22 protein-coding genes are annotated in these 25,298 nt (G+C 64.5%); 21 read left to right on the top strand and 1 reads right to left on the bottom strand.

Annotated elements, in window-relative coordinates; all coding sequences use genetic code 11:
* Positions 1 to 42: 42 nt before the first annotated feature.
* From AC1C2N_RS10115 to AC1C2N_RS10215, 21 genes are all read left to right on the top strand, one after another.
* A complete protein-coding gene (locus AC1C2N_RS10115; protein WP_495433899.1) occupies positions 43 to 426 on the top strand; it encodes an SCO2097 family morphological protein in 384 nt (127 codons plus the stop codon).
* 402 nt (positions 427 to 828) lie between these two features.
* On the top strand, positions 829 to 1,260 hold the full coding sequence (mraZ, locus tag AC1C2N_RS10120) for a division/cell wall cluster transcriptional repressor MraZ (protein ID WP_108393140.1): 432 nt from the start codon (positions 829 to 831) through the stop codon (positions 1,258 to 1,260).
* Between the two features lie 103 nt (positions 1,261 to 1,363).
* Entirely contained in the window at positions 1,364 to 2,320 is a 957-nt protein-coding gene (rsmH, locus tag AC1C2N_RS10125; RefSeq protein WP_495433900.1) for a 16S rRNA (cytosine(1402)-N(4))-methyltransferase RsmH, read from the top strand.
* On the top strand, positions 2,317 to 2,904 hold the full coding sequence (gene ftsL, locus AC1C2N_RS10130) for a cell division protein FtsL (protein ID WP_483404008.1): 588 nt from the start codon (positions 2,317 to 2,319) through the stop codon (positions 2,902 to 2,904). The genes rsmH and ftsL overlap by 4 nt, the downstream gene beginning before the upstream one ends.
* Before the next feature lie 31 nt (positions 2,905 to 2,935).
* On the top strand, positions 2,936 to 4,720 hold the full coding sequence (locus AC1C2N_RS10135) for a peptidoglycan D,D-transpeptidase FtsI family protein (RefSeq protein WP_495433901.1): 1,785 nt from the start codon (positions 2,936 to 2,938) through the stop codon (positions 4,718 to 4,720).
* A gap of 79 nt (positions 4,721 to 4,799) precedes the next feature.
* On the top strand, positions 4,800 to 6,215 hold the full coding sequence (locus tag AC1C2N_RS10140) for a UDP-N-acetylmuramoyl-tripeptide--D-alanyl-D-alanine ligase (protein WP_495433902.1): 1,416 nt from the start codon (positions 4,800 to 4,802) through the stop codon (positions 6,213 to 6,215).
* Positions 6,209 to 7,303: a phospho-N-acetylmuramoyl-pentapeptide-transferase gene (gene mraY / locus AC1C2N_RS10145; RefSeq protein WP_483404011.1), complete on the top strand. Its 1,095-nt coding sequence runs from the start codon at positions 6,209 to 6,211 to the stop codon at positions 7,301 to 7,303. The genes AC1C2N_RS10140 and mraY overlap by 7 nt, the downstream gene beginning before the upstream one ends.
* 2 nt (positions 7,304 to 7,305) lie before the next feature.
* Positions 7,306 to 8,823: a UDP-N-acetylmuramoyl-L-alanine--D-glutamate ligase gene (gene murD / locus AC1C2N_RS10150; RefSeq protein ID WP_495433903.1), complete on the top strand. Its 1,518-nt coding sequence runs from the start codon at positions 7,306 to 7,308 to the stop codon at positions 8,821 to 8,823.
* A complete protein-coding gene (gene ftsW, locus AC1C2N_RS10155; protein WP_495433904.1) occupies positions 8,792 to 10,006 on the top strand; it encodes a putative lipid II flippase FtsW in 1,215 nt (404 codons plus the stop codon). Before murD ends, ftsW begins: the two co-directional genes overlap by 32 nt.
* Positions 10,003 to 11,079 (top strand): UDP-N-acetylglucosamine--N-acetylmuramyl-(pentapeptide) pyrophosphoryl-undecaprenol N-acetylglucosamine transferase, encoded by a 1,077-nt coding sequence (locus AC1C2N_RS10160; protein WP_483404014.1) that lies wholly within the window; start codon positions 10,003 to 10,005, stop codon positions 11,077 to 11,079. The genes ftsW and AC1C2N_RS10160 overlap by 4 nt, the downstream gene beginning before the upstream one ends.
* A gap of 66 nt (positions 11,080 to 11,145) precedes the next feature.
* Positions 11,146 to 12,543 carry a UDP-N-acetylmuramate--L-alanine ligase gene (gene murC / locus AC1C2N_RS10165; protein WP_495433905.1) on the top strand — a complete coding sequence of 466 codons (1,398 nt, stop codon included), beginning with the start codon at positions 11,146 to 11,148 and terminating at the stop codon, positions 12,541 to 12,543.
* A gap of 4 nt (positions 12,544 to 12,547) precedes the next feature.
* Positions 12,548 to 13,573, top strand: a complete 1,026-nt coding sequence (locus AC1C2N_RS10170) for a cell division protein FtsQ/DivIB (RefSeq protein ID WP_495433906.1) — start codon at positions 12,548 to 12,550, stop codon at positions 13,571 to 13,573.
* Between the two features lie 156 nt (positions 13,574 to 13,729).
* Entirely contained in the window at positions 13,730 to 14,929 is a 1,200-nt protein-coding gene (gene ftsZ, locus AC1C2N_RS10175) for a cell division protein FtsZ (RefSeq protein ID WP_483404017.1), read from the top strand.
* A gap of 3 nt (positions 14,930 to 14,932) precedes the next feature.
* A complete protein-coding gene (locus AC1C2N_RS10180; RefSeq protein WP_483404018.1) occupies positions 14,933 to 15,643 on the top strand; it encodes a YggS family pyridoxal phosphate-dependent enzyme in 711 nt (236 codons plus the stop codon).
* Between the two features lie 37 nt (positions 15,644 to 15,680).
* A complete protein-coding gene (locus AC1C2N_RS10185) occupies positions 15,681 to 16,187 on the top strand; it encodes a cell division protein SepF (RefSeq protein WP_495433907.1) in 507 nt (168 codons plus the stop codon).
* A 7-nt stretch (positions 16,188 to 16,194) separates the two neighbouring features.
* Complete coding sequence (locus tag AC1C2N_RS10190; RefSeq protein WP_483404020.1) at positions 16,195 to 16,497, top strand: YggT family protein; 303 nt, start codon at positions 16,195 to 16,197, stop codon at positions 16,495 to 16,497.
* Between the two features lie 260 nt (positions 16,498 to 16,757).
* A complete protein-coding gene (locus AC1C2N_RS10195; RefSeq protein ID WP_483404021.1) occupies positions 16,758 to 17,363 on the top strand; it encodes a DivIVA domain-containing protein in 606 nt (201 codons plus the stop codon).
* Positions 17,364 to 17,367: 4 nt separating this feature from the next.
* Entirely contained in the window at positions 17,368 to 17,994 is a 627-nt protein-coding gene (lspA, locus tag AC1C2N_RS10200; RefSeq protein WP_495433908.1) for a signal peptidase II, read from the top strand.
* Positions 17,994 to 18,914, top strand: coding sequence for an RluA family pseudouridine synthase (locus tag AC1C2N_RS10205; protein WP_495433909.1), 921 nt, complete (start codon positions 17,994 to 17,996; stop codon positions 18,912 to 18,914). The genes lspA and AC1C2N_RS10205 overlap by 1 nt, the downstream gene beginning before the upstream one ends.
* 36 nt (positions 18,915 to 18,950) lie before the next feature.
* The gene (gene dnaE, locus AC1C2N_RS10210; protein WP_495433910.1) at positions 18,951 to 22,469 is read left to right on the top strand and encodes a DNA polymerase III subunit alpha; all 3,519 of its coding nucleotides are present in this window, start codon (positions 18,951 to 18,953) and stop codon (positions 22,467 to 22,469) included.
* Positions 22,470 to 22,548: 79 nt separating this feature from the next.
* On the top strand, positions 22,549 to 24,783 hold the full coding sequence (locus AC1C2N_RS10215) for a hypothetical protein (RefSeq protein ID WP_495433911.1): 2,235 nt from the start codon (positions 22,549 to 22,551) through the stop codon (positions 24,781 to 24,783).
* Here the strand turns inward: AC1C2N_RS10215 and AC1C2N_RS10220 are convergent.
* The gene (locus tag AC1C2N_RS10220) at positions 24,780 to 25,274 is read right to left on the bottom strand and encodes a flavin reductase family protein (RefSeq protein WP_483404026.1); all 495 of its coding nucleotides are present in this window, start codon (positions 25,272 to 25,274) and stop codon (positions 24,780 to 24,782) included. The genes AC1C2N_RS10215 and AC1C2N_RS10220 overlap by 4 nt on opposite strands.
* Positions 25,275 to 25,298: the final 24 nt, after the last annotated feature.

A 25,298-nucleotide genomic window follows, 5' to 3' on the forward strand; every position in this document is an offset into this window, starting at 1 on the left:
AGGGATGAACCTGCGTCGCACCCGAAGTTGGAGGGGAACATCATGCCACTGTCTGAACAGGAGCAACGGCTTCTCGATGAGATGGAGCGCAACCTCTACAGGAACGACGCTGATTTCGTATCGACCGTCGGAAACCGTAAGGGCCGCCCGAGCTATCGCAACATAGCGATCGGCTGTGTCATCACGATCGTCGGTGCTGGAGCGCTCATCGCCGGCGTGATCCTGCAGCAGCCCGTCGTCGGCATCATCGGATTCGCCGCCATGCTCGCCGGCGTGATGTTTGCTATCGCCCCAGGCAAGGGCGATGCCGGGTCAGAGCCTCACTCCGCGTTCCCCGCATCGGGCAAACGCTCACAGTCTGCGGCATCCGCATCGTTCATGGATCGAATGAACAATCGCTGGGACAAGCGCCAGGACGAAAACTGACTGAGACGAGTACTGAGACGAAAACTCAGGCTGCGCTGAGAGCCTGCACCTGAGCGGACGAGAGTCCCACCCACGCTAAGGGCCGACCATCTGGTCGGCCCTTTTTTCGTGCCCATTTTCGCTGCTCCACCGCGTCCTCCACTGCGCTCCACCCTCCACCGACGCCCGCGCTCATCCTGCGGTCATTCGCGGTTCCCTGCGGAAGACATTCGCCAGTGGCGCTCATCATGCGGGCGTAGCGCCGGATTTGACTCCATTTCCCTCCACCTCAGCGTTCGTTGCAAATTCAGGCCGGTTTGCGAGAAAAAACCCGAATAGAGCACCATTTCCGACAAATGTGGTGCAAAGTGGAGTAAAGTGGAGCCAACCTGATGCTTGGCCGGAACGAAGGGGGATGTGCCGATGTTTCTTGGCACGTATGCCCCCAAACTCGACGAGAAGGGCCGCATCATCCTTCCTGCGAAGTTCCGGGACGAGCTCGCCGGGGGAGTGGTAATGACCCGCGGCCAGGAGCACTGCGTGTACGTGTTCAGCACCCGTGAGTTCGAAGCGCTGCACGACAAGATCCGCCAGGCACCGGTAACGAGCAAGCAGGCCCGCGATTACCTCCGTGTGTTCCTCTCCGGAGCGAGCGCGGAGACACCGGACAAGCAGAACCGGATCACGGTTCCCGCCTCCCTCCGGAGCTACGCGGGTCTCTCGCGTGACCTCACGGTCATCGGCGCCGGAAGCCGCGCCGAAATCTGGGACACCGAGGCCTGGGAAAAGTACCTCGAAGAGCAGGAAGCTGCATTCGCCGACACCGCAGAGGAGGTGATTCCTGGATTGTTCTAGTCCCTGAACTCTGACTCCCAGCCGTTCGCTCGCCCTGGCACACTTCCCCGGTGCCAGGTCGGAATGGATGGGGATCAGGATTCAGGGGCAGTCCGGAGAAGCTATGGAATTCAACAACATTCACACACCGGTCATGCTGGAGCGGACCATCGAATTGCTCGGCCCTGCGGTGTCACAGCCTGGTGCCGTCCTCGTCGATGCCACGCTCGGTATGGGAGGCCACGCCGAGGCATTCCTCGAACGCTTCCCCGAGCTTCAGCTGGTCGGGCTTGACAGGGACCTCGAAGCCCTCGCGATTGCCGAGGAGCGGCTCAAGCGTTTCAGCGACCGATTCCACCCGGTTCACACGGTCTACGACGGAATCGCCGAAGCCCTCGACGGTCTTGGCTTCGCCGAGGCAAACGGCATCCTGTTCGACCTCGGGGTGTCCTCGCTGCAGCTGGACCGGACCGAACGCGGCTTCTCGTACTCCCAGGACGCGCCGCTCGACATGCGCATGGACTCGACGAGCGACCTGACCGCCGAGACCATCCTTGCCACATACCGGGAGGGTGACCTCCGGAGGATTTTCGAAGACTACGGCGAAGAGAAGCTCGCGGGGCGGTACGCACGCAAGATCGTTGAAGCACGGCAGGTCGAACCGATTACCCGCTCGGGACAGCTCGTCCAGTTGCTGCAGGACGCAACGCCGGCGGCACTCTCGCGGGCCGGCCACCCGGCCAAGCGCGTGTTCCAGGCACTTCGCATCGAGGTGAACACCGAACTCAGCGTCCTGAGGCGCGCGATTCCCGCGGCCCTCGGCACGCTCGCCGTCGGGGGACGCATCGTGGTGCTCTCGTACCAGTCCCTCGAAGACCGGATTGTGAAGCGCGACCTCGCCGCAGCGAGCTCGTCCACCTCTCCCGCAGACCTGCCGGTCGAGCTGCCGGAGCACAGCGCCCGTTTTCGGCTGCTCGTGCGCGGCACCGAGATGGCGACAGAAGCAGAAAAAGAATCGAACCCGCGAGCGACGCCCGTCCGCTTGCGCGCAGCTGAACGACTGAAAGCGGAAAACTCATGAGTGCGAACCTGGCGACGACGTTTCCGGCGACTCTCCCCGGCGTTCCGCACGGCATCCCGACGACCCGGCCTCTCCGCGCGGTCCCCGCGAGTGACGCCCGCCGCGCTCGGCCGAAAATCGCGTACGCCGTCGGTGCCGTCACCGGCGTGCTCGCAATCGTCGTCACCCAGTTGCTCCTGAGCGTGGGACTCAGCCACGGCGCCTACGAGATTTCCGCCCTCACCAAGCAGCAGACCCAGCTGACCTGGCAGAAGCAGGCCGTGACCGACGACCTGCTCGAGGTGTCTTCCCCGCAGTTCATCGCGGCCAACGCTCAGGCTCTCGGCATGGTCATCAGCGGCACTCCCGCCTACCTCCGGCTTTCCGACGGCGGCATCGTCGGGGTTCCCGCCGCCGGCACCGCGGAGAGCAGCGTCCCGGTCGGCGCATCGACGCTCGTCGCCAACTCGCTCATTACCGACCTCCCTCTCGTCACAGTTCCCGACCAGGTTGTCGATCCAGCGGGTGCTGGCGTGGCAGACCCTGACGCGCCTGCGGCCCCCATATCGTTGGATAACGGGATCCCGTCGCCTCAAACCCACTAGACGCCGGGCATAGGTGCGAAGGACGAACTCAGTGAAACACTCGCTCTCGACGCGACGCAGGGTGGCGGCAGCCATAGTCTGCGTGATCGCCATCGTCGGCGTCTTCGTCGTCAGGCTCATCGACATCCAGGTCGTTCGCGCCAGCCAGCTCGTCGGCGATTCTCTCGCCAAAACCTCGAGCGAGGGAACCATCTACGCCCCTCGTGGGTCGATCGTGGACACGAACGGGACGACCCTCGCGGGGAGCGTCACCCTCTTCGACGTCACCATCTCGCCCAAGGACGTTGACGAGTTCAAGCGAACCTCGGAAGACGGCACGACGTCGACCGTCACCGTTGAACAGGCGATGGGCGAGATCGGCGCTGTCACGGGCCAGAGTGCTGAGGAACTGCTCGAGATCGTCGACAGCGCGCTGGCCGCCGATGCCTCGAGCAACTTCGCTTACCTGATCAAGGGTGTCGAGTACGACACGTACCAGGAGCTGCTTTCGCTCAAATCGTCGGGCATCTGGTGGATCTACCCGAAGCAGACCGCCGGCAGGACCTATCCGAACGGCGCGGTCGCCGGTGGCGTCGTCGGCTACGTCGGAAGTGACAATGCCGGTCTCGGCGGCCTCGAACTCGCCAAGAACAGTTGCCTGACGGGCGTGAACGGCCAGCAGGCCTACCAGAGAAGCAAGGATGGCGTTGCGCTGCCCGGCACCACGACGACCACCAAGGAGCCGGAACCGGGCGGCGAATTGAAGCTCACGCTCGACGCTGACCTCAACTGGTATCTCCAGCAGCTCGTGGCATCGCAGGTCCAGGCGCAGCAGGCGGCGTGGGGGACCATCACGGTCACAGAGGCAAAAACCGGCAAGATCCGTGCCATCGCCGAGGCGCCTTCTCTCGACCCGAACGATGTCACCGCGACGGCACCTGACGACCGCCGATCCCGGGTCTTCCAGAACCGGTTCGAGCCTGGTTCTGTGTTCAAGCCCCTCACTGCCGCTTCGCTCATCGACGCGGGCCTGGCAACGCCGGCATCACAGGTCGTCGCCGACTACCGGTACAAGCCGTCCAACGGGGCAAGCATCAAGGACGCGCTTCCTCACGAGCGGCAGCAGCTCACTCTCGCCGGAGTGCTTCAGACGTCGTCGAACACGGGAACGAGCCAGTTGGGCGAGAAACTCAGCCCGGAGAAGCGTTACAACTACCTCGACGCTTTCGGCATCGGCCACAAGAGCGGCATCGATTTCCCGGGGGAGCAGAAGGGAACACTTCACCCCTGGCAGGAGTGGGACAACCAGACGTACTACACGACCATGTTCGGCCAGGGCGTCGACGTCACGGGTATCGAGCTCGCCGGTGCGTACCAGGCGCTCGGCAACCTCGGCGAAAAGCTCCCGCTGCAGCTCGTCGAAGGATGCAGCTACCCCGACGGCACCGTTACCGACGTGCCGGAACCAGCCAAGCCGGAACGGGTGATCTCCGAGGAGGCCGCCCTGCAAACCCTCGGAATGATGGAGACCGTCGTCACCGAGGGGTTCTGGTCTGAGGAGCTTGAGATTCCCGGGTACCGCGTTGCGGCGAAGTCCGGAACGGGCGAGCAAATCATCGGCGGTATACTTCAAGATACGTTCTACTCATCCATGGCCGGCGTCGTACCGGCCGACGACCCTGAATACGTCGTTACTGTGACCCTGAAAGACCCGCTCTTCAAGCGTTCTTCCGCGGCAGCAGCACCCGTTTTCAAGGAAGCCGTCCTCCAGGTGATCAAGAAGTACGGACTCCCACCCTCCACAACACCCGGCGCCGACTACCCGGGCTACTACTAACCCCCGTGCGCGAGGCCACAGCCAGTCTCGCGCCTGTGGCACCAGCAAATGCTCTCGTGTGCCTGAAAGATAATTCCCTATGATTCGATTGACCCTGTCCGAGATCGCCGATCGGCTGTCCGGCGTCCTTCACCTCGATGGGACGCCCGCCGCCCCGGACACAACAGTCGACGGGCCCGTCGAAACCGACTCCCGCGAGATCGTGCCAGGCGGGATCTTCGTCGCCAAGCGCGGTGACGACACAGACGGCCACCTCTTCGTGGGTGCGGCCGTCGAGCGCGGTGCTGCCCTGGCCATTGTCGAGCACCCGGTGTCCGACGCGATCGCCCAGATCGTTGTCTCGGATGCGGTTGTCGCGCTCGGTGAACTCGCTCGGTTCGTTGTTGAGCGCGTTCGCGCGGCTGGCGAACTCACGGTGATCGGGATCACGGGGTCAAACGGCAAGACGACCACAAAGAACATGCTCGAACGCATCCTCTCGGCCGAGGGCGAGACGGTTGCGCCGATCCGCTCCTTCAACAACGCCGTTGGAGCACCGACCACGATGCTCAGGATCAGTGAGTCCACGAGATACCTCATCGTCGAAATGGGGGCGAGCGGGATCGGGCACATCGCGAAACTCGTCGCCATGGCAAAGCCCGACATCGGGGTGGTTCTCAAGGTCGGCCTTGCCCACGCCGGCGGGTTCGGCGGAATCGAGTCGACGCTTCGGGCGAAGACCGAGATGGTCAGTGACCTCGACGAAAACGCGGTAGCGATCCTCAATGCCGACGATTCCCGCGTCGCGTCAATGGCGGAAAAGACCAGGGCTCGCGTTGTGTGGTTCGGGCAGGAGGACACCGCATCCATCCGGGCCACCGACGTTGCCGGAACCCGGACGGGAACGAGCTTCACGGCGCACGTTCCCGGCGAGGCACCGGTCAGGATCACACTTCGCGTTCTCGGTGAGCACCACGTGTCGAATGCCCTCGCGGCTATCGCCGTCGCGTCGACGCTCGGAGTCCCGCTCGTTCGGAGCGCCGCGGCACTCGAGACCCTGACGCGAGCTGAACGCTGGCGCATGGAGGTTCTCGGCGGCAAGGATGACGTCACGATCATCAACGACGCGTACAACGCCAGTCCTGACTCGATGTCCGCGGCGATCAAGACTCTCGCGCAGATCTCAGAACCAGGAAAGCGCACGATCGCCGTCCTCGGCGCGATGAGCGAACTCGGCGAGTTCGCCGGCGATGAGCACGACAGAATCGGGCTGCAACTGGTCAGGCTCAACATCTCCCGGCTCGTCGTCGTCGGTCCTGACGCGCGCCGGATGCACATCAGTGCCATCAATGAAGGCTCGTGGGACGGTGAGAGCGTGTACTTTGGCGATATGGATGCTGCTTACGATTACCTCGCTGCAGAGATCATCCCCGGAGATACTGTCCTCGTGAAATCGTCAAACTCGGCCGGCCTGCGGTTCCTCGGCGACCGGTTGGGAGCACTGTACTCGTGGTAGCACTTCTTACGGCGGGCGCCCTCTCGATGGCCTTCTCGCTCTTTCTTACTCCGGCGTTCGTCAAGCTCTTCCACAAGCTCCAGTGGGGTCAGTTCATCCGGGATGACGGTCCCAAGTCGCACCACGCCAAGCGCGGTACAGCGACGATGGGTGGCATCGTCATCATCGCTGCGACCCTGTTCGGTTTCTTCACCGCCATGATCATCACCGGTGATGCGATCAGCGTCTCGTCGCTCCTCGTGCTGTTCATGATGGTCGGACTCGGTGTCGTCGGCTTCATCGATGACTTCACCAAGACGCGCAAACAGCGAAGCCTGGGTCTCGGCGGCTGGGCCAAGGTGTTCGGCCAGGTCATCGTCGCGGTCATCTTCGGCGTCCTCGCCATCAACTTCCCGAGCGCCGAGGGAGTAACCCCGGCATCGACAGCCATCTCCGCCACTCGCGATCTCCCGATCAACCTGATGATTCTCGGACCGGTCATCGGTGTCGTGCTCTATCTGCTGTGGACGAGCTTCATCGTCACCGCCACATCGAACGGCGTGAACGTCACCGACGGCCTCGACGGACTGGCCACTGGGGCATCGATCCTCGCCATCGGTTCGTACGTCATCATCGGTTTCTGGCAGTACAACCAGTCCTGCTTCGGTGCATCGCTCGCCGACGAGGTGGCGTACAAGTGCTACGAGGTTCGGGATCCGCTGGCTCTCGCCATCGTCGCCGCTGCCATCTGCGGATCGCTCATCGGTTTCCTCTGGTGGAACACATCGCCGGCACAGATCTTCCTCGGTGACACGGGATCACTCGCGCTCGGAGGGGCGATCGCCGCGCTGGCAATCCTCACCCGCACCGAACTGCTCCTCGTCCTCATCGGTGGTCTCTTCGTCATCGAAACCGGGTCAGTGATCGTCCAGCGGGCGTACTTCAAGATCACCCACGGCAAGCGGATCTTCCGGATGAGTCCGATCCATCACCACTTCGAGCTCAAGGGGTGGGCTGAGGTGACTGTCGTGGTCCGGTTCTGGATTGTCGGCGGCCTGCTCTGCGCCGCCGGCGTCGGAACGTTCTACCTCGAATGGATTCTGCGCTGACAATGACTGATCGCCTGAACACACTCACGAGCTGGCACGCCGACTGGACGGGGCTGCGCGTCGCAGTACTCGGCCTCGGTGTGACCGGGTTCGCCGCGGCGGATACCCTGGCCGAACTCGGTGCCGACGTGCTGGTGCTCGCGCCCGCCGGTCCGGACGAACGCGCGGGACTCATCGATGTGATCGGTGCGCGTCTCGTTCAGGCCGACCTCACGGTCGTGCCGCCGGAACTCGAGGACCACCGTCCAGAGGTCGTCATCGTCTCGCCCGGGTTCCACCCCGACCACCCGCTCCTCGAGTGGGCCAACGCCAGCGGCGTTCCCGTGTGGGGCGATATCGAACTCGCCTGGCGGGTCAGGGACAAGGTCGGCACGCCGGCCGAGTGGCTGCTCGTGACCGGCACAAACGGCAAGACCACGACGGTCCAGCTCGCGGCCGCCATGCTGGCGCAAGCGGGCCTCAGGGTGGCCCCGTGCGGCAATATCGGTGTGCCTGTGCTCGACGCCGTTCGTGACCCGCAGGGCTTCGACGTCTTCGTCGTTGAGCTCTCCAGCTACCAGTTGCACTATCTGGGCGGCCAGGCCGGCCCGGACTTCGTCACGCCGTATTCGAGCGCGTGCCTCAACATCGCCATGGACCACATCGACTGGCACGGGTCGTTCGAGGCATACGTGGCGGCAAAGGGCCACGTCTACGATCGCACCAGGGTTGCCTGCGTCTACAACAAATCCGATGGCCGCACCGAAGCGCTCGTGCGCGATGCCGAGGTAGCCGAGGGCGCGCGCGCCATCGGCTTCGGCCTCGGCGTTCCCGGCCCGAGTGATTTCGGCATCGTCGACGGCATCGTCGTTGACAGGGCCTTCCTTGAGGAGCGGTTCTCGTCCGCGCTCGAGATCACCACCGTGGATGACCTCGCCGCCGCGGGACTTGCTGCGCCGCACATCGTCCAGAACGTGCTCGCCGCGAGCGCTCTCGCCCGATCGTTCGGCGTGACGCCAGCACAGGTTCGCGAGGCCCTCACCGACTTCCGCCTGGACGCTCATCGGATCCAGCCGGTTTTGACCAGGGGCGAAATCAGCTGGGTCAATGACTCGAAGGCGACCAACCCGCACGCGGCTGACGCCTCTCTCGGCGCATACCCGTCGGTCGTCTGGATCCTTGGTGGACTGCTCAAGGGCGTCGATATCAGCGACCTCGTCGCGCGGCACAGTGACCGGCTCCGCGGAGCCGTGATCATCGGCAAGGACCGGAGTGCGGTTCTCGCTGCATTCGAGCGACACGCGTCCCACGTCCCCCTGCTCGAGGTGGACGCAGACAACACTGAAGATGTCATGCCCCGTGCCGTCGAACTGGCATCGGAAATCGCCGTTGCGGGTGATGTGGTGCTCCTCGCACCTGCCGCGGCGTCGATGGACCAGTTCGCCGATTACGCGGAACGTGGACGACTGTTTGCGGATGCTGTACGCCAGCGATGGGAAGGTGAGGCTGATGACCGCCCCACCAACCGACCGTCCGCGTAGCGAAGAGACCGGCGCCAGGAGCTCACGGGTTCGACTGGGCGCGCAGATCCGCCCCGAATCCAGCACCTACCTCCTCGTCCTCTGCACCACTGTCTTCCTCGTCGGTGTCGGGCTCGTCATGGTCCTCTCCAGTTCGTCTGTCGATTCGTTCCTCGACAACAAGGGCTTCTTCGGCGGTTTCTGGAAGCAGGCGACGTACGCGCTCATCGGCATCCCGCTCATGCTGGTTATCTCGCGGATACCCGTGCGGTTCTGGAAGAAGTGGGCCTGGCTCGCCCTGTTCGGTGCGCTGATCCTCCAACTCCTGGTTTTCACGCCCCTCGGCATCTCCGAGGGCGGAAACCGCAACTGGATCGCGATCGGCCCGATCAACGGACAGCCGTCCGAGTTACTCAAGCTCGCGCTGGCGGTGTGGCTCGGGTTCATCCTCGGCAAGAAGATCAACCTGCTCTCCGACTGGAAGCACGCCCTCATCCCTGTTGTCCCTGTGTCGGCGCTTGCCCTCGGCCTCGTGCTCGGGGGTAAGGACCTCGGAACCGTCGTGATCATGGCTGGCATCGTCATCGGTGCGATGTTCTTCGCGAACCTCAAACTCCGATATGTGCTCGTCCCCGTGCTCGCGGGCATTGCACTGTTCACCGTCATGGCGCTTATCAGCCCCAACCGGATGGCGCGCATCCTGACTTTCCTCGACGAGGAGTGCGCTGACTACGAGAACCTGTGCTGGCAGCCGCTTCACGGCACCTGGGCGCTGGCAAACGGGGGAGTGTTCGGGCTGGGGCTCGGAAACTCGCGAGAGAAATACTCCTGGCTGCCCGCAGCATCCAACGACTACATTTTCGCCATCATCGGGGAGGAACTCGGTCTCATCGGCGCGACCGTCGTCCTGGGCATGTTCGTCCTTCTTGCCGTGTCGTTCGTACGAGTGATCCGGGCGAGCTCCGACCCCTTCGTCCGGATCACCACGGGCGCGATCCTGGTCTGGATCATCGGTCAGGCCTTCGTCAACATCGGGGTCGTGCTCAGGCTGCTGCCCGTCCTCGGCGTCCCTCTTCCTTTCATCTCAGCGGGAGGGACGGCACTCCTGACGTCCCTCTGCGCCGTCGGCATCGTGCTGTCATTTGCGCGTGAGCACGCGGCGAAACCTCGATTCACCCAGGCAGGGGAGCACTACACACGATGACTAATTACCTACTCGCAGGCGGAGGAACGGCCGGTCACGTCAACCCGCTCCTGGCGATTGCGGATGCCATTACCGAGCGTGAACCCGACGCGAAGATCCTCGTGCTTGGAACGAAGGAGGGCCTCGAGGCGAGGCTCGTCCCTGAACGCGGTTACGAGTTGCTGACCATCGAGAAGGTCCCGTTCCCCCGCCGCGTGAACAAGGCAGCTGCCCGATTCCCCGCGCGTTTCTCGCAGGCCGTATCGAGCGTCGTCGACATGCTTTCGACGCACGAGATCGATGTCGTCGTCGGCTTCGGCGGCTACGCCTCAGCTCCGGCCTATCTCGCTGCCAAGCGGGCCGGGGTCCCTCTCGTCATCCACGAGGCGAACGCGAAGCCTGGCCTCGCCAACCGCCTCGGCGCCAGATACACCAAGTTTGTCGGTGTCGCTTTCCACGGCACGAGGCTGCGTAATTCCCGGTTCGTCGGTATGCCGCTTCGCCGCGAGATCGAACGGCTCGACCGTGACGCTGCCAGGAAGGAAGGCAGGGAGGTCTTCGACCTCGCCGATGACCGCCCGACACTCCTGGTCACCGGCGGCTCGCTCGGTGCACGCAAGGTCAACCAGACGATCTACGATTCCCGCGACGCCATCATCGCCGCGGGTTTCCAGATCCTGCACATCATCGGTGACAAGTCCGAACTCACCGACCCCGGAACCCGCCACTACCGGATGGCGCAGTACTGCGACCGGATGGACCTCGCTCTCGCGGTTGCCGACTTCGCAGTCTCGCGTGCCGGCGCCGCGACGGTTTCCGAACTGAGCGCCCTTGGCATCCCGGCGGCGTATGTGCCGTACCCGGTCGGAAACGGCGAGCAGCGCTACAACGCGGCCGACGCCGTCAACGCCGGTGGCGCGGTCATCGTGCTCGATTCGAAGTTCACTCCCGAGTGGGTGTCGTCCTCGCTGATTCCGCTCATGACCGACCGGATGCGCGTCCAGGACATGGCCGTCCAGTCGCGGCTGATGGGAACCCTCGAGGGATCGACCCGGATGCTTGCCCTCATCCGCGAGGCCCTCGGGACCTCCTGACTCCCAGCCCACAGGCTTACACTCGACCTGCCGATGCGGCAGCATAACCACACCAGGAAGCACACAGTGATCAAACCCGACTTCACCATCGAGATTCCCGAAGAACTCGGAACCGTCCATTTCGTTGGTATCGGCGGATCCGGAATGAGCGGCATCGCCCGACTCTTCCTCGCAGCAGGACACACCGTCACCGGGTCAGACGTGCGTGACTCGGCGAACATCGAGGCGCTTCGCGAACTCGGCGCGAAGATCGCGATCGGGCACGATGCTGCGAATGTCGGCGACGCCGACACCCTCGTTGTGACGAGCGCGCTCTGGCCGACCAACCCCGAATATCTCCTCGCCAGGGAGCGCGGGATTCCCATACTGCACAGGTCACAGGCACTGGCCTGGATCATCAACGGCAAGCGGCTCGTTGCCGTGGCGGGGGCACACGGCAAGACCACCTCCACCGGCATGATCGTTACCGGTCTCCTCGGACTCTCCGAGAGCCCGAGCTTTGTGAACGGAGGCGTCATCGAATCGCTCGGCGTTTCGAGCGCAGCGGGCAGCGGTGACCTCTTCGTCGTCGAGGCTGACGAATCAGACGGCTCCTTCCTGCTGTACGACACAGCTGTGGCCCTCATCACCAACGTTGACGCCGATCACCTCGACCACTACGGCTCGTTTGAAGCGTTTGACGACGCGTTTGTGACGTTCGCGCAGAACGCCTCAGAGTTCGTCGTCATCTCGTCAGACGACCCCGGCGCGGTCCGTGTGACGAAGAAGCTCACTGACAAGCGGATCATCACCTTCGGTGAGAGCCCGGATGCCGACGTCCGCGTTTCCTCGATCAGCACAGAGGGTCCTGTGTCCTTCATCGTGAGCTACGAGGGGCAGGACAACGGGGCAACGCTCCGCGTCCCCGGCAAGCACAACGCCATCAACGCCGCCGGCGCATTCGCCGTTCTTGTCGGCCTGGGGTTCGGCGCTTCTGAGTCCCTCGCTGCGATCGCCGAATTCGGCGGCACCGAGCGCCGCTTCGAGCTTCACGGCGCCGTCGATGGCGTGAGCGTCTATGACGACTACGCCCACCACCCCACAGAGGTCGCAGCCGCGCTGTCAGCGGCGAGGACGGTTGTCGGTGAGGGGCGGATCATCGCGGTGCACCAGCCGCACCTGTACAGCCGAACCCGGCTCATGGCCGGCGAATTCGCCGAGACGCTCGAGTCGCACGCCGACGAGACCGTCGTCCTCGACGTCTACGGCGCGAGGGAAGATCCGGAGCCGGGCGTCACCGGCGCGCTGGTGTCGGAGAAGTTCCAAGACCCGGAGAAGGTCAGGTTCATTTCTGACTGGCAGGAAGCGGCCGACTACGTCGCGTCGATCGCGCGGCCGGGTGACTTCGTCATCACCCTCGGCTGTGGTGACGTGTACCGCATCGTCCCGCAGCTCCTCGGTTCACTGACCGCGTCACGGGGCTAGCTTCATGAAGCGCCCAGCGGGTTTTACCCCACAGCGACCGGCGAACCCGCCACGAGCCACCGGGGCTGAACGCGGTCCCGGTGCTGACGGTGCTGCCGGTCGTGCCGGGAACGCCGGGCGCGCCGACGCCGGGCGTGATGACACCGGCTCGTCCAGCGGCACGGGTCGTGCGCGGGATGCCAGGGGAGCCACAGCCACTCCCATCCCACTGTTCACTGCCGACGGGGAAAAGAAAGACCCGGCGGCGGGCGTTGCCGGAATCGGGTCCGCTGGCGGTTCGGGTAATACTCTCCGTGAGGCGCAGAAGCTGCGCAAGCGGCTCGAGCGCGCGGAGGTCAAGCGCTTCACTGCTGGCTCCCGCAGGGTGCGCCGCAACTGGCTCATAGGGATCGGCGGCATCGTCGTTCTCGCTCTCGCCGCTGTGGTCGCCGCGTACACTCCTCTGCTGTCCGTGCGAGAGATCCAGGTCGAGGGAGCGTTCCTCGTCAATTCCGACGCCGTCGTCGACGACCTGTCGAGCCAGCTCGGCTCGCCGTTCCCGCTCGTCGACGACACGGCCATCAAGGCCGCCCTGGTGACGTACCCGCTGATCGAGTCATATTCGATCCAGGCCCGGCCGCCGTCGACGCTCGTGGTTCGGCTCGTTGAGCGCACCCCGGTCGGCGCCCTGGCGACAGCCGACGGGTTCTCGGTCGTCGACGCCGCCGGAGTCGTCATCGCTGATTCGGCGACGCGGCCGCCGAACTACCCGCTGATCGCTGTCGATGGGGGTTCGGACGCCGACGGTTTCACGGCTGCCGCCTCAGCTCTTCGCAGCATTCCGGCAGAGTTGCTCGCCACTGTCGATGAGGTAACGGCGACGACAAAGGACGACGTGACTTTCACCCTCCGCGACAGCGAGGCGACGGTTGTCTGGGGGAGTGGGGACGAGTCGAAACTCAAGGCATACACGCTCACCAGACTCATGGCATCCCAGCCGGGTTATGACGTCTACGACGTCAGCTCCCCCTCTGTCGCCGTCGTGCGCTGACCCCGCGCCACGGTCAATTTCCGCGCCGGTTCCCCGACACGCGGGACAGGTCCCTGTGCCGGACTGATCTGGCCCTAACGTCAATCACAAGAAATGCATACTGAGCATAACTTTAAACCTTAACCTGAGGTTGAGGGTTCTCACCGGAGGCCGGACGTGACTACAAACCAGAACTACCTTGCCGTAATCAAGGTCGTCGGCATCGGCGGCGGCGGCGTCAATGCTGTCAACCGAATGATTGAGCTCGGCCTTCGCGGCGTCGAGTTCATCGCCATCAATACCGACGCACAGGCGTTGCTCATGAGCGACGCAGACGTCAAGCTCGACGTCGGACGCGAGATCACCCGCGGTCTCGGCGCCGGAGCGGACCCCGAGGTCGGCCGTCGCGCCGCCGAGGACCACGCTGAAGAAATCGAAGAAGCACTCGCGGGGGCCGACATGGTCTTCGTCACCGCCGGTGAGGGCGGCGGAACCGGTACCGGAGGCGCTCCCGTCGTCGCCCGGATCGCCAAGTCCATCGGTGCACTGACGATCGGTGTCGTCACGAAGCCGTTCGGCTTCGAAGGCCGTCGTCGCCAGGCTCAGGCCGAACTCGGCGTCGCGAAGCTCAAGGAAGAAGTCGACACGCTCATCGTCGTGCCGAACGATCGTCTCCTTGAGATCAGCGACCGCGGCATCAGCATGCTCGAGGCGTTCTCGACCGCCGACCAGGTGCTCCTCGCGGGTGTTCAGGGCATCACCGACCTGATCACGACACCAGGCCTGATCAACCTCGACTTCGCCGACGTGAAGAGCGTCATGCAGGGTGCCGGTTCCGCCCTCATGGGTATCGGTTCGTCGCGAGGCGCTGACCGCGCCATCAAGGCGGCGGAACTCGCTGTCGCGTCTCCCTTGCTCGAGGCATCGATCGAGGGCGCACACGGTGTTCTCCTGTCGATCCAGGGTGGCTCCAACCTCGGAATCTTCGAGATCAACGACGCCGCCCGCCTGGTCCAGGAAGCTGTGCACCCCGAGGCGAACATCATCTTCGGTGCCGTCATCGACGACACTCTCGGTGATGAAGTCCGGGTAACGGTTATCGCCGCCGGTTTTGACGGTGGCGAACCACCGTCGCGTGCGGGCGAGTCGGTTCGTGACGCCGTCATCACAACCGGTGGCGTCATGACGAGCGCTCCAGCGGTCGCCGCGGCCCCCTCGTCGAGCGCCGGCGCCGAGAAGGCTGCCAGCGGAGCTGTGCTCACCGAGGCGCCCCAGACCTGGCGCGTCACCGAGGAGTCGCTGTCCACCCCGCCAGCGGCCGCTGACCCGGCTTTTGCGGACGAGGACGAGCTCGACATTCCCGACTTCCTCAAGTAGGAAATGACCTCCGAGAACGAACAGACGCTCGGCCAGCTCTCGCTGGCCGAGCGTCTGGCGTCCGTGAAGAGCGGAATCGGCGATGCGCTTGCCGAAGCAGGCCGGACCGGTGCCGAGATCACCACAATTGTCGTCACCAAGTTCCACCCGGCGACGCTTGTCGAGGAGCTTTACCGGCTCGGAGTGCGCGACTTCGGTGAGAACAGACACCAGGAGGCCTCGCTGAAGGCCGCCGAACTCGCGCGGCTCACAGACCTCAACTGGCACTTCGTCGGGCAACTGCAGTCAAAGAAAGCCAGGCAGGTGAGGCAGTATGCGAGCGTGGTTCATTCCGTCGACCGCCCCGCGCTCGTGACAGCGCTTGCGACCGACGAGAGCGTTCCGGCGTTGCCGTGCTTCATCCAGATCAACCTGACCGACGACGCCGCACGCGGGGGAGTAGCGCCCTCGGGTCTTGAGCCACTCGTCGAGCAGGTCCTTGACGCTCCCGGGCTCGAGCTTCTTGGCGTGATGGCTGTCGCGCCGGTCGGCGGTGAGCCTCGCGAGGCTTTCGCTCGCCTCCGGGAGTACTCGGAGCGGGTCGTCGCCCTTCAGCCCGCTGCGTCCCATATCTCAGCGGGAATGTCACACGACTATCGTGAAGCCCTCCTCGAAGGCGCGACACACCTTCGCATTGGAACGGCAATCACGGGTATCAGGCCAACAGACGGTTAATGTTCATAGAGAAGGAACCGCACAAACGGAGGTAGCGATGTCCAACCCCCTGAAGAAGACCATGGTCTACCTTGGCCTCGCAGACGACGATCTTGAGTACGAAGCCCGGGATACCGCTGCGCCCCAGGCCGGACCGGCCGCGCAGAGCTCAGGCACGAGTGCCGCGAGCACACCGGCATCGACGCCGACCCCCGTCGCGAATCGAGCGCCGGTCACCCCGCTGCGCCGCCCGACGGCAACAACGCAGGCTGCACCCACTGAGCTCAACGAGATCCTCACTGTGCACCCCAAGCAGTACCGCGACGCGCAGGTCATCGCCGAGACGTTCCGTGACGGCGTTCCCGTCATCATCAACCTCTCGCAGATGAGCGAGGGCGACGCCAAGCGCCTCATCGACTTCGCGAGCGGACTCTCACAGGGTCTCTACGGAAAGATCGAGCGCGTGACGAGCAAGGTGTTCCTGCTCTCGCCCCAGCACGTTGCAGTGCTCGGGGATGCCGGTGGAGCTGCTGCGGCAGAATCCACCTTCTTCGCTCAGCAATAATTGACGGGTGGACTCCGTTCTTTCTCTGATTCGAAACATCCTGTATTTCGCGCTGCTGCTTTACTTCTTCGTGATGTGGGCGCGATTCGCACTCGACCTTGTGCGCACTTTCAAGCCCCGCTGGCGGCCCGAGAAGTTCGTCCTCGTCGTCGCCGAGCTGGTGTATTCGCTGACCGATCCTCCCATTCGGTTCTTCCGGCGAATCCTTCCGCCGATCCGGATGGGTGCGCTCGCACTCGATTTCGGCTGGAGCATCACGATGCTCTGCGTGATCATTGCGATGACCCTGGTCAACGTCATACTTCGCTGAGAGTTTTTCTGCGGGTACAGGCCCCGGTTATGCGCCACCGATGGTGATCGCCGCGCTCGTGCTCACCGCGCCGTCCGGAGTCGTTGCCGCGAGCACGCGCCGGTCCGGCTCCGGTCCTGCGCCGGGAGCGGTCATAGCGGTATCCTGAAACGCACGTGTCCTTCATCGCTTCGATCCCAGCTGAACCGCCGGGGACTTTGCTAGCGTAGGCACGTCCATTCGAGCCAAACCGAGCCAAAACAAGTAAGAGGTGGGAAGCCATGGCGCTAACTCCGGAAGATGTTGTCAACAAGCAGTTCCAGCAGACCAAGTTCCGCGAGGGATACGACCAGGACGAGGTCGACGACTTCCTCGATGAGGTCGTCGTCGAATTGCGGCGTCTGCTCCAGGAGAACCAGGAACTTCAGGCCAAGCTCGAAGCCGCCGGTTCCGACTCGGGCGAACGTCCGGCTGAGGCCGCTGCAGCCCCGGCTCCGGTAGCCGCACCTGTTGCTCAGGCCGCACCGGCACAGGACGACTCTGAGTCGTCCTCGAGCCTGCTCCAGCTCGCCCGTCGCCTGCACGACGAGCACGTCCGCGAGGGTGCCGAGAAGCGCGACGCTCTCATCGCCGAAGGACACGCGACAGCCGCTCGCGTCGTCGCCGAGGCCGAGGCCAAGCAGCGTGCCCAGATGAACATCCTCAACGAGGAGCGCGCAACCCTCGAGAAGAAGATCGACGGACTCCGCGAGTTCGAGCGCGAGTACCGCCAGAAGCTCCGCGGTTACATCGAGAACCAGCTCAAGGAACTCGACGCAGACGGCGGGCCGAGCGCACAGGGAACCGGTTCCGGTTTCGCGTCAAGCGCCGAAAAGTCCAACGTCTAAGGTTTTGCCCAAGACACCAGCTGGTTCTCCCAGTGTTCGAGCGCTCGTCGTTCTCGCGGTCATCGCGGGAACGGCGCTCGCGCTCGATCAATTCACCAAATACCTCGTCGTTTCGAACCTGCCGCTCGGTGAGCGGGTCAGTGTCGTCGGCGACGTGCTGTTCTTCCAGTTCGTGAAGAATCCCGGTGCCGCGTTCTCGCTCGCCGCCGGCAGCACCTGGATCTTCTCCATCCTCGCGACCGCGGTCACAATCGCGATTCTGGTTCTCGCGAGGAAGATTCGTTCTCTCGGCTGGGCCGTTGTTTTCGGGTTGCTTCTCGGCGGCGTTCTCGGCAACCTCACCGACCGGTTCTTCCGCGAGCCGTCGTTCGGCCTCGGCCACGTCATCGACTTCATCTCGACGCCGTGGATGATGCCAGCGATCTATAACGTCGCCGACATCTGCATCGTCTCGAGCATGGGGCTCTTCATCATCCTGACCCTCCGCGGTATCAACCTCGACGGCACCCGCACGGTCAGCGTCAAGGACGAGGCGGATGCCACGCCAGCGGGTGAGCAGGACGGTTCCCCGCACGAAACCGCGCGCGCTGTCGAGACGCCGGTTTCCGGCCCGAACCACCCAGCTGCCTGATGGAAACCCGCAGCCTCCCCATCCCTGACGGGCTTGACGGTTCCCGCGTCGACGCCGGTCTCGCCAAGGTCCTCGGCTTCTCCCGGAGCTTCGCCGCCGAAGTCGCCGAGGCGGGTGGCGTGATGATCGACGGGCGGACCGTCGACAAGTCGGATCGCCTCCGCGCCGGGGGCTGGCTCGAGGTGTCATGGGCGCCCCGGCAGGAGCCCGTCGTCGTTCCTCAGATCGTGTCCGACCTGAGGGTCGTCTACGACGATGACGACATCATCGTGGTCGACAAGCCGACCGGCGTCGCCGCCCACCCCTCGGTGGGCTGGACCGGGCCAACCGTTCTTGGCGCCCTTGCCGGCGCCGGGTACTCAGTGGCGACGTCCGGCGCCACGGAGCGCGCAGGTATCGTCCACCGACTGGATGTCGGCACAACAGGACTCATGGTCGTTGCCAAGAGCGAGCGGGCGTACACGGCGCTCAAGCGTGCGTTCCACGACCGGGAGGTCGAGAAGATCTACCACGCGGTCGTACAGGGGCACCCTGACCCGCTCGCCGGCACCATCGACGCGCCGATCGGACGCCACCCCAGGCACGACTGGAAGTTCGCGGTCACCGCAGAGGGCAAGCCGTCGGTGACGCACTACGAAACTCTTGAAGCTTTTCCGAGCGCTTCGCTGCTCGAGATCCACCTCGAATCCGGCCGCACCCACCAGATCCGGGTACACATGGCCGCCCAGCGGCATCCGTGCGTCGGGGATCCTCTCTACGGCGCAGATCCCACGATTTCCGCTCGACTCGGGCTCACCCGACAGTGGCTGCACGCCCGCCAGCTGTCGTTCACGCACCCGGGCACGGGGGAGTGGGTCACCTTTACTTCCGACTACCCGGCGGACCTCCAGCACGCACTCGATGTCCTCCGCGAGGATTAGGCTTGTAGTCCAGCCCACCAGCTTCACGGAGAAGTCTTGACCTCATCAGACGACTCGTTCGTTCACCTGCATGTCCACAGCGAGTACTCGATGCTCGACGGCGCCGCGCGCGTCAAACCACTGATCGACGCCGCCATCGCCGAGAAGATGCCGGCCGTCGCCGTCACCGACCACGGCAACATGTTCGGTTCCTTCGACTTCTGGCGTACCGCAACGGCGGCCGGAATCAAACCCATCATCGGCACAGAGGCGTACGTCACGCCCGGTACCCACCGCAGTGACAAGACCCGCGTTCGCTGGGGTTCGAGCACCCAGGGTCGCGACGACGTCTCCGGTAGCGGCGCGTACACCCACATGACCCTCCTCAGCGAGACCACAGAGGGCATGCACAACCTGTTCCGGATGTCGTCGCTCGCGTCGATCGAGGGTTACTACTTCAAGCCGCGCATGGACCGCGAACTGCTCTCCACCTACGCAAAGGGCGTCATCGGCACGACCGGCTGCGCCGGTGGCGAGATCCAGACCCGGCTCCGTCTCGGCCAGTACGACGAGGCGAAGAAAGCCGCCGCCGAGTTCCAGGACATCTTCGGCAAAGACAACTTCTTCTGTGAGGTGATGGACCACGGAATCGACGTCGAGCGACGCACGATGAGTGACCTGTTCAAGCTCGCCAAGGAGCTCGACCTGCCGCTTCTCGCCACCAACGACCTGCACTACACCCACGCGCACGACGCCAAGGCACACGCGGCGCTGCTCTGCGTTCAGTCCGGATCCACCCTCGACGACCCCAACAGGTTCAAGTTCGACGCAGACGAGTTCTATCTCAAGTCGGCGGAGCAGATGCGCCAGCTCTTCAGGGACCACCCCGAGGCCTGCGACAACACGCTCGCCATCGCCGAGCGCTGCAACGTCGAGTTCAACACCAGCGCGAGCTACATGCCCCGGTTCCCTGTGCCTGCCGGCGAGACCGAGGAGACCTGGTTCCTCAAGGAGGTCGAGCGCGGCCTCCACGTTCGCTACCCGAACGGCATCCCAGACGACGTTCGCGCGCGCGCCAACTACGAAGCCGGCGTCATCGTGCAGATGGGTTTCCCCGGTTACTTCCTGGTCGTCTCCGACTTCATCAAGTGGTCGAAGGAGAATGGCATCCGCGTCGGACCTGGTCGAGGTTCGGGGGCAGGGTCGATGGTCGCGTACGCGATGAAGATCACCGACCTCGACCCGCTCGTGCATGGCCTCATCTTCGAGCGGTTCCTCAACCCTGACCGCGTCTCGATGCCCGACTTCGACGTCGACTTCGACGATCGTCGCCGCGGCGAGGTCATCCACTACGTCACCGAGAAGTACGGCGACGAGCGAGTGGCGCAGATCGTCACCTACGGAACCATCAAGGCCAAGCAGGCGCTCAAGGACTCCTCGCGCGTCCTCGGCTTCCCCTTCGGCATGGGTGACAAGCTCACCAAGGCGATGCCGCCGCCCGTCATGGGCAAGGACGTACCGCTCACCGGCATCTTCGACAAGACCCATCCGCGTTACAAGGAAACGGTCGACCTCCGCACGATCGTCGAGACGGATGCCGAGGCGAGGACCGTCTTCGACACCGCGCTCGGGATCGAGAACCTCAAGCGCCAGTGGGGCGTCCACGCGGCGGGCGTGATCATGTCGAGCGACCCGCTCATCGACATCATCCCGATCATGAAGCGCGAGCAGGACGGCCAGATCGTCACGCAGTTCGACTACCCGGCCTGCGAGTCCCTCGGGCTGATCAAGATGGACTTCCTCGGGCTGCGCAACCTCACCATCGTGAGTGACGCGCTCGACAACATCGAGTCGAACCGCGGCCACCGGATCGAACTCGAGGAACTCACGCTCGACGACCCAGGCGCATACGAGTTGCTCGCCCGCGGCGACACCCTCGGCGTTTTCCAGCTCGACGGTGGTCCGATGCGGAGCCTCCTCCGGTCGATGAAGCCCGACAACTTCGAAGACATCTCGGCAGTCATCGCGCTCTACCGACCGGGCCCGATGGGCGCGGACTCGCACACCAATTACGCACTGCGTAAAAACGGCCTGCAGGCGATTACGCCCATCCACCCCGAACTCGAGGAGCCGCTCCAGGAGATCCTCGGTGGAACATACGGCCTCATCATCTACCAGGAGCAGGTGATGAGCGTCGCGCAGAAGCTCGCGGGCTTCTCACTTGGACAGGCGGATATTCTTCGGCGCGCCATGGGCAAGAAGAAGAAATCCGAACTCGACAAGCAGTTCGAGGGATTCTCGGGCGGCATGCACGAGCGGGGATACTCGGATGCCGCGATTAAAGCGGTGTGGGACATCCTCCTTCCGTTCTCCGACTACGCCTTCAACAAGGCGCACTCGGCCGCATACGGCGTTGTGTCTTATTGGACGGCCTACCTCAAGGCGCACTACCCGGCCGAGTACATGGCTGCCTTGCTCACGAGCGTCGGCGATGCCCGCGACAAACTCGCCATCTACCTCAACGAGTGCAGGCGAATGGGTATCCAGGTGCTCCCGCCAGACGTCAACCAGTCGATCGGCTTCTTCGCCGCCGTTGGTGAAGACATCCGCTTCGGCCTTGGCGCCGTGCGAAACGTCGGTTTCAACGTCGTCGAGGCGATCCGGGCGACCCGGGAGCGTGAGGGCGAGTTCACCTCCTTCCACGACTTCCTGCGCAAGGTTCCACTCCAGGTCGCCAACAAGCGCACCATGGAGTCGCTGATCAAGGCCGGCGCGTTCGACTCTCTCGGCGCCACGAGGCGCGGGCTCATCGAAATCCACGAGGATGCTGTCGAGAGCGCGGTGAGCCTCAAGCGCAACGAGGCCAACGGGCAGGTCGACCTCTTCGGCGGGATCTTCGAACTGGATGCAACCGCTGAGGCGATGCCCGACCGCCCGGAGTGGTCGAAGAAAGACAAGCTCGCGTTTGAGCGCGACATGCTCGGTCTGTACGTATCAGATCACCCACTCGCCGGTCTTGAGCTCGAACTGGCCAAGCACGCGACCACCACGATCACCGACCTGCTGACGTCCGATCACACGGAGGATGGCGACACCGTCACGATCGCAGGCCTCACCACGAGCGTGCAGCACCGGGTGGCGAAGACCTCCGGGAACCAGTACGGCATGATCCAGGTGGAGGACTTCGGTGGCGAAATCACCGTGATGTTCATGGGGAAGGCGTATCAGGAGTTCGCCCCGACCCTCGTGAACGACTCGGTCGTCGTGGTCAGGGGACGCGTCAGCATGCGCGATGACGGCATGAACCTGCACGCATACAGCATTTTCTCGCCGGAGATCGGCCAGGGTGGCTCTTCCGGGCCGCTCACGCTGACGATGCCCGATTCGCGGGCGACGACCGAACTGGTCACCCAGCTCGGCGGCATCCTGACCCGGCACTCGGGTGACGCGGAAGTGCGGCTGAAGCTGGTCCGTGGCGACATCGCCCGACTCTTTGAAATCCCGTACCCCGTGAAAGTGACGCCGGACCTCTTCGGAGAGCTGAAGTCGTTGCTCGGCCCGAATTGCCTCGGCTAGGATCGGCTGAACCCGTTCGGGGCACAGTGGTGCTTCGCCGTGACCACCGTGCTCAGCGCGGGATCGAAGGAAAAACGCTATGAATAACCCTGACAACCGGCCCGTTGACCCTGCGCGAGACGAGCCTGTCACCGCCGCCGGAGAACCTGTCGCACAGCCCGCAGCCGCCTGGCCCGCTGAACCGGCAGACGGTTCGCTCGGCGACCCGGCTGCGGCACCGCAACCGGCTGAGCCTGTCGGTGACACTGGCTCGGATGCCACGCCACCCTCGTTCGCTGATCAGCGGTTCCAGGGTGAGGAGTTCCAGGGCGAGCGTCTGGACACGCAGGGACATGAGGCGCAGTATCAGGCTGAGCAGTACGAGCAGCCGCAGTATGAGCAGCCGCAGTATCAGGCTGGCCAGGCGACGCAACCGCAGTATGCCGCCGGTGGCTACCAGCCTGAGCAGTATCCTTCCGGGCAGTACCCCGCTCAGCAGTACCCCGCTGGGCAGTACCCGGTGGAGCAGTCTCCCGCTCAGCAGTACCCGGTGGAGCAGTATCCCGCTGAGCAGTACGTCGGCTATCCCGACCAGCAGTATTCCGCTGAGCAGTACGCCACCGAGCAGTATCCCGCTGAGCAGTACACGGGCCAGCCGTACCCGACCCAGTCGGACGAGGGCCAGGCGCCCGGCCAGATTCCGGCCGGACTTCCGGGCGGCGCCGGGCCAGGACCTCGGTCAGGATCGCTGCCGGGTGCCGGAACCGCACCTCGACCGAAAAAGCCCAGCCGCCCGCGTACCGACGAGAACGGCGCCCCATATGGGGTCGGCCCGTTCAGCCTGCGCGAGATCGTCTTTCTGATTCTCGCCGCACTCGTTGTCGTCGCCTCATTCCTTCCCTTTATCGGAGGCGTGTACGCGGACCTGTTCGGATACTCGAGCCTGTGGGCCCCTGCTCCGTGGCTCGCCATCCCGGGAGCGTTGCTCCTCGCCTCCGCTGGAGCGCTCATCGTCATCCGTCGGCTGCAACCGCAACGGCGGCTCAGTGTCGGCTCGCTCTCCGTCGACCAGTTCGCCTCGGTAGCCGCGGTTACGACCGCCGGTTTCTATCTCGGGTCGCTGTTCCTGTTGCTCGGATTTACCGCGTGGTTCCGACCCGGTGCCTTCGGCGGGAATCCTGGCGGCGACAACTTCGACGGACTCACGCCGGGAGCTGGTCTCATTCTCGGCTTGATCTTCTCGCTGGCGAGCATTGTCCCCACGGCCTGCGCCATGTTTGTGCCCGTCTTCGCGGAGGATTTCAGCCGCCGTGCGGAGATCCCGGCGCACCCTGCCGCGAGGGAGGCCGCCGTCGTTCCGGTTCGGCCCCGCCCCGTGCGCCACACCGCAGAGCACCAGCCCGAGGTGCATCACTACGGCCTCGAGCACTCGGGGTCTGTGCAGCTGACCCCCGCTGATACACGTCCAGAAGACTTTGCCGCGTACCGCCGAAGCGGATGGTCACCGGATTCCGTGTCAGACACCGACTCTCAATACGCCGAGTTCCAGGAGGCGCGGGCGAGTGTCCCCGGGTCCCGCGCCGACGGTTCGGATTCGAGTGTCCCTCTCGCCACGCAGCCCCCCACCGGCCTCGCGGGCGGGCCGACGGACGACTCTCTCCTCGGCGATGAGATCGACGAAATTCAGACGGGCGAAGAGCCCGCACCCGTGTCGGCGATCCGTCACGTGGCGGAACAGGAATCCCTCGCCGACGCGTCCGGACAGGAAAGCCACGAGGTGGCACCGTCCGCCACACCACAACACCCGTCAGCCCCGGAGCCCGCGTCCCGCACCGAGGTTCTGGACCCCCCACTCGAGACCGAGCCCGAGAGGGCGTCGGAAGCCGGCGCTGAACTCGCCCCTGAGCTGCAGCCCGAGCTCGCACCCGAGCTCGCGCCAGAGCTTGCACCCGAGATCGAGATCGAGATCGAGGACGAGCTCGCGCCGGAGACGGTTTCCGAGACCGGGCCAGAGCTCCTGCCGGAGACTGTGCCGGCGACCGTTCCCGACGCGCGCGACGAGCGCGTCCCTGATGTGGTTCACTCGGCATCAGCCCAGCAGGGGGAGCAGGACTCCGGGGGGGCGCCGCCGACGGTCATTTCGACGCAGCCGTTCTGGGTGTTCTCACCGGTTCCGCTCGTTGTTGTCGATGAGGAGAGTGGCGCACCGGTCTTCGAGATCGGCCCGGACGCCTGGGCACTCGCGATCATCGACCGCGGCACCGAACTCGTGATCCGTCACGATGACGGCAGGGTCGGCGTTCTGCGGGAGATTACCGGGATTATGCGCGGCTAGGCGAGTTCGCCGGGGCGCAAATACTGGCGTTCGTGGTAGAGCAGGGGAGCGTCGTCCGCGCCGACCTCACCGCTCTCGATCTGCACCACGACGATGGCGCTGTTGTGAACGGTGAACCGCTCGATAACCCGGCCGATCATCCACGTGGTGACGTTGTCCAGAATGGGCAGCCCGTGCTCGCCCTCGTGCCAGTGCTCACCGACGAACCTCGACGCATTGTCTCCGGCCATGATTTGGGCGAGTGACCGGTTGCGTGCACCGAGCATGTGGATGACGACCCTGTCGGTGTCGGCGATCGCCGGCCAGCTGCTCGCACTGCGTGCCAGGTTGAACGTCGCAAGCGGGGGCACGGCACTGAGCGATGCGAGCGAGGTGGCGGTGAAACCCACAGGTTTCCCATTGGCGTCCCTTGCCGTGATCGCTGCGACGCCGGCCGCGTGCCGACGGAACGCCGCTTTGAACGCTTCGAGGTCCTGCTGCATGGGGTTCATCCTGTGTGGAATTCCTTTCACTGG

Source organism: Mycetocola sp. Y791, assembly GCF_059445325.1.

What these genes read in the sequence shown, in the direction of transcription:
- AC1C2N_RS10220 (WP_483404026.1), bottom strand. Translation starts at nt 25,274, where the DNA reads ATGAACCCCATGCAGCAGGACCTCGAAGCGTTCAAAGCGGCGTTCCGT.
- AC1C2N_RS10115 (WP_495433899.1), top strand. Translation starts at nt 43, where the DNA reads ATGCCACTGTCTGAACAGGAGCAACGGCTTCTCGATGAGATGGAGCGC.
- AC1C2N_RS10180 (WP_483404018.1), top strand. Translation starts at nt 14,933, where the DNA reads ATGACCTCCGAGAACGAACAGACGCTCGGCCAGCTCTCGCTGGCCGAG.
- AC1C2N_RS10185 (WP_495433907.1), top strand. Translation starts at nt 15,681, where the DNA reads ATGTCCAACCCCCTGAAGAAGACCATGGTCTACCTTGGCCTCGCAGAC.
- AC1C2N_RS10160 (WP_483404014.1), top strand. Translation starts at nt 10,003, where the DNA reads ATGACTAATTACCTACTCGCAGGCGGAGGAACGGCCGGTCACGTCAAC.
- murD (WP_495433903.1), top strand. Translation starts at nt 7,306, where the DNA reads ATGACTGATCGCCTGAACACACTCACGAGCTGGCACGCCGACTGGACG.
- AC1C2N_RS10205 (WP_495433909.1), top strand. Translation starts at nt 17,994, where the DNA reads ATGGAAACCCGCAGCCTCCCCATCCCTGACGGGCTTGACGGTTCCCGC.
- mraZ (WP_108393140.1), top strand. Translation starts at nt 829, where the DNA reads ATGTTTCTTGGCACGTATGCCCCCAAACTCGACGAGAAGGGCCGCATC.
- AC1C2N_RS10170 (WP_495433906.1), top strand. Translation starts at nt 12,548, where the DNA reads ATGAAGCGCCCAGCGGGTTTTACCCCACAGCGACCGGCGAACCCGCCA.
- AC1C2N_RS10140 (WP_495433902.1), top strand. Translation starts at nt 4,800, where the DNA reads ATGATTCGATTGACCCTGTCCGAGATCGCCGATCGGCTGTCCGGCGTC.
- AC1C2N_RS10215 (WP_495433911.1), top strand. Translation starts at nt 22,549, where the DNA reads ATGAATAACCCTGACAACCGGCCCGTTGACCCTGCGCGAGACGAGCCT.
- AC1C2N_RS10195 (WP_483404021.1), top strand. Translation starts at nt 16,758, where the DNA reads ATGGCGCTAACTCCGGAAGATGTTGTCAACAAGCAGTTCCAGCAGACC.
- rsmH (WP_495433900.1), top strand. Translation starts at nt 1,364, where the DNA reads ATGGAATTCAACAACATTCACACACCGGTCATGCTGGAGCGGACCATC.
- ftsW (WP_495433904.1), top strand. Translation starts at nt 8,792, where the DNA reads ATGACCGCCCCACCAACCGACCGTCCGCGTAGCGAAGAGACCGGCGCC.
- ftsL (WP_483404008.1), top strand. Translation starts at nt 2,317, where the DNA reads ATGAGTGCGAACCTGGCGACGACGTTTCCGGCGACTCTCCCCGGCGTT.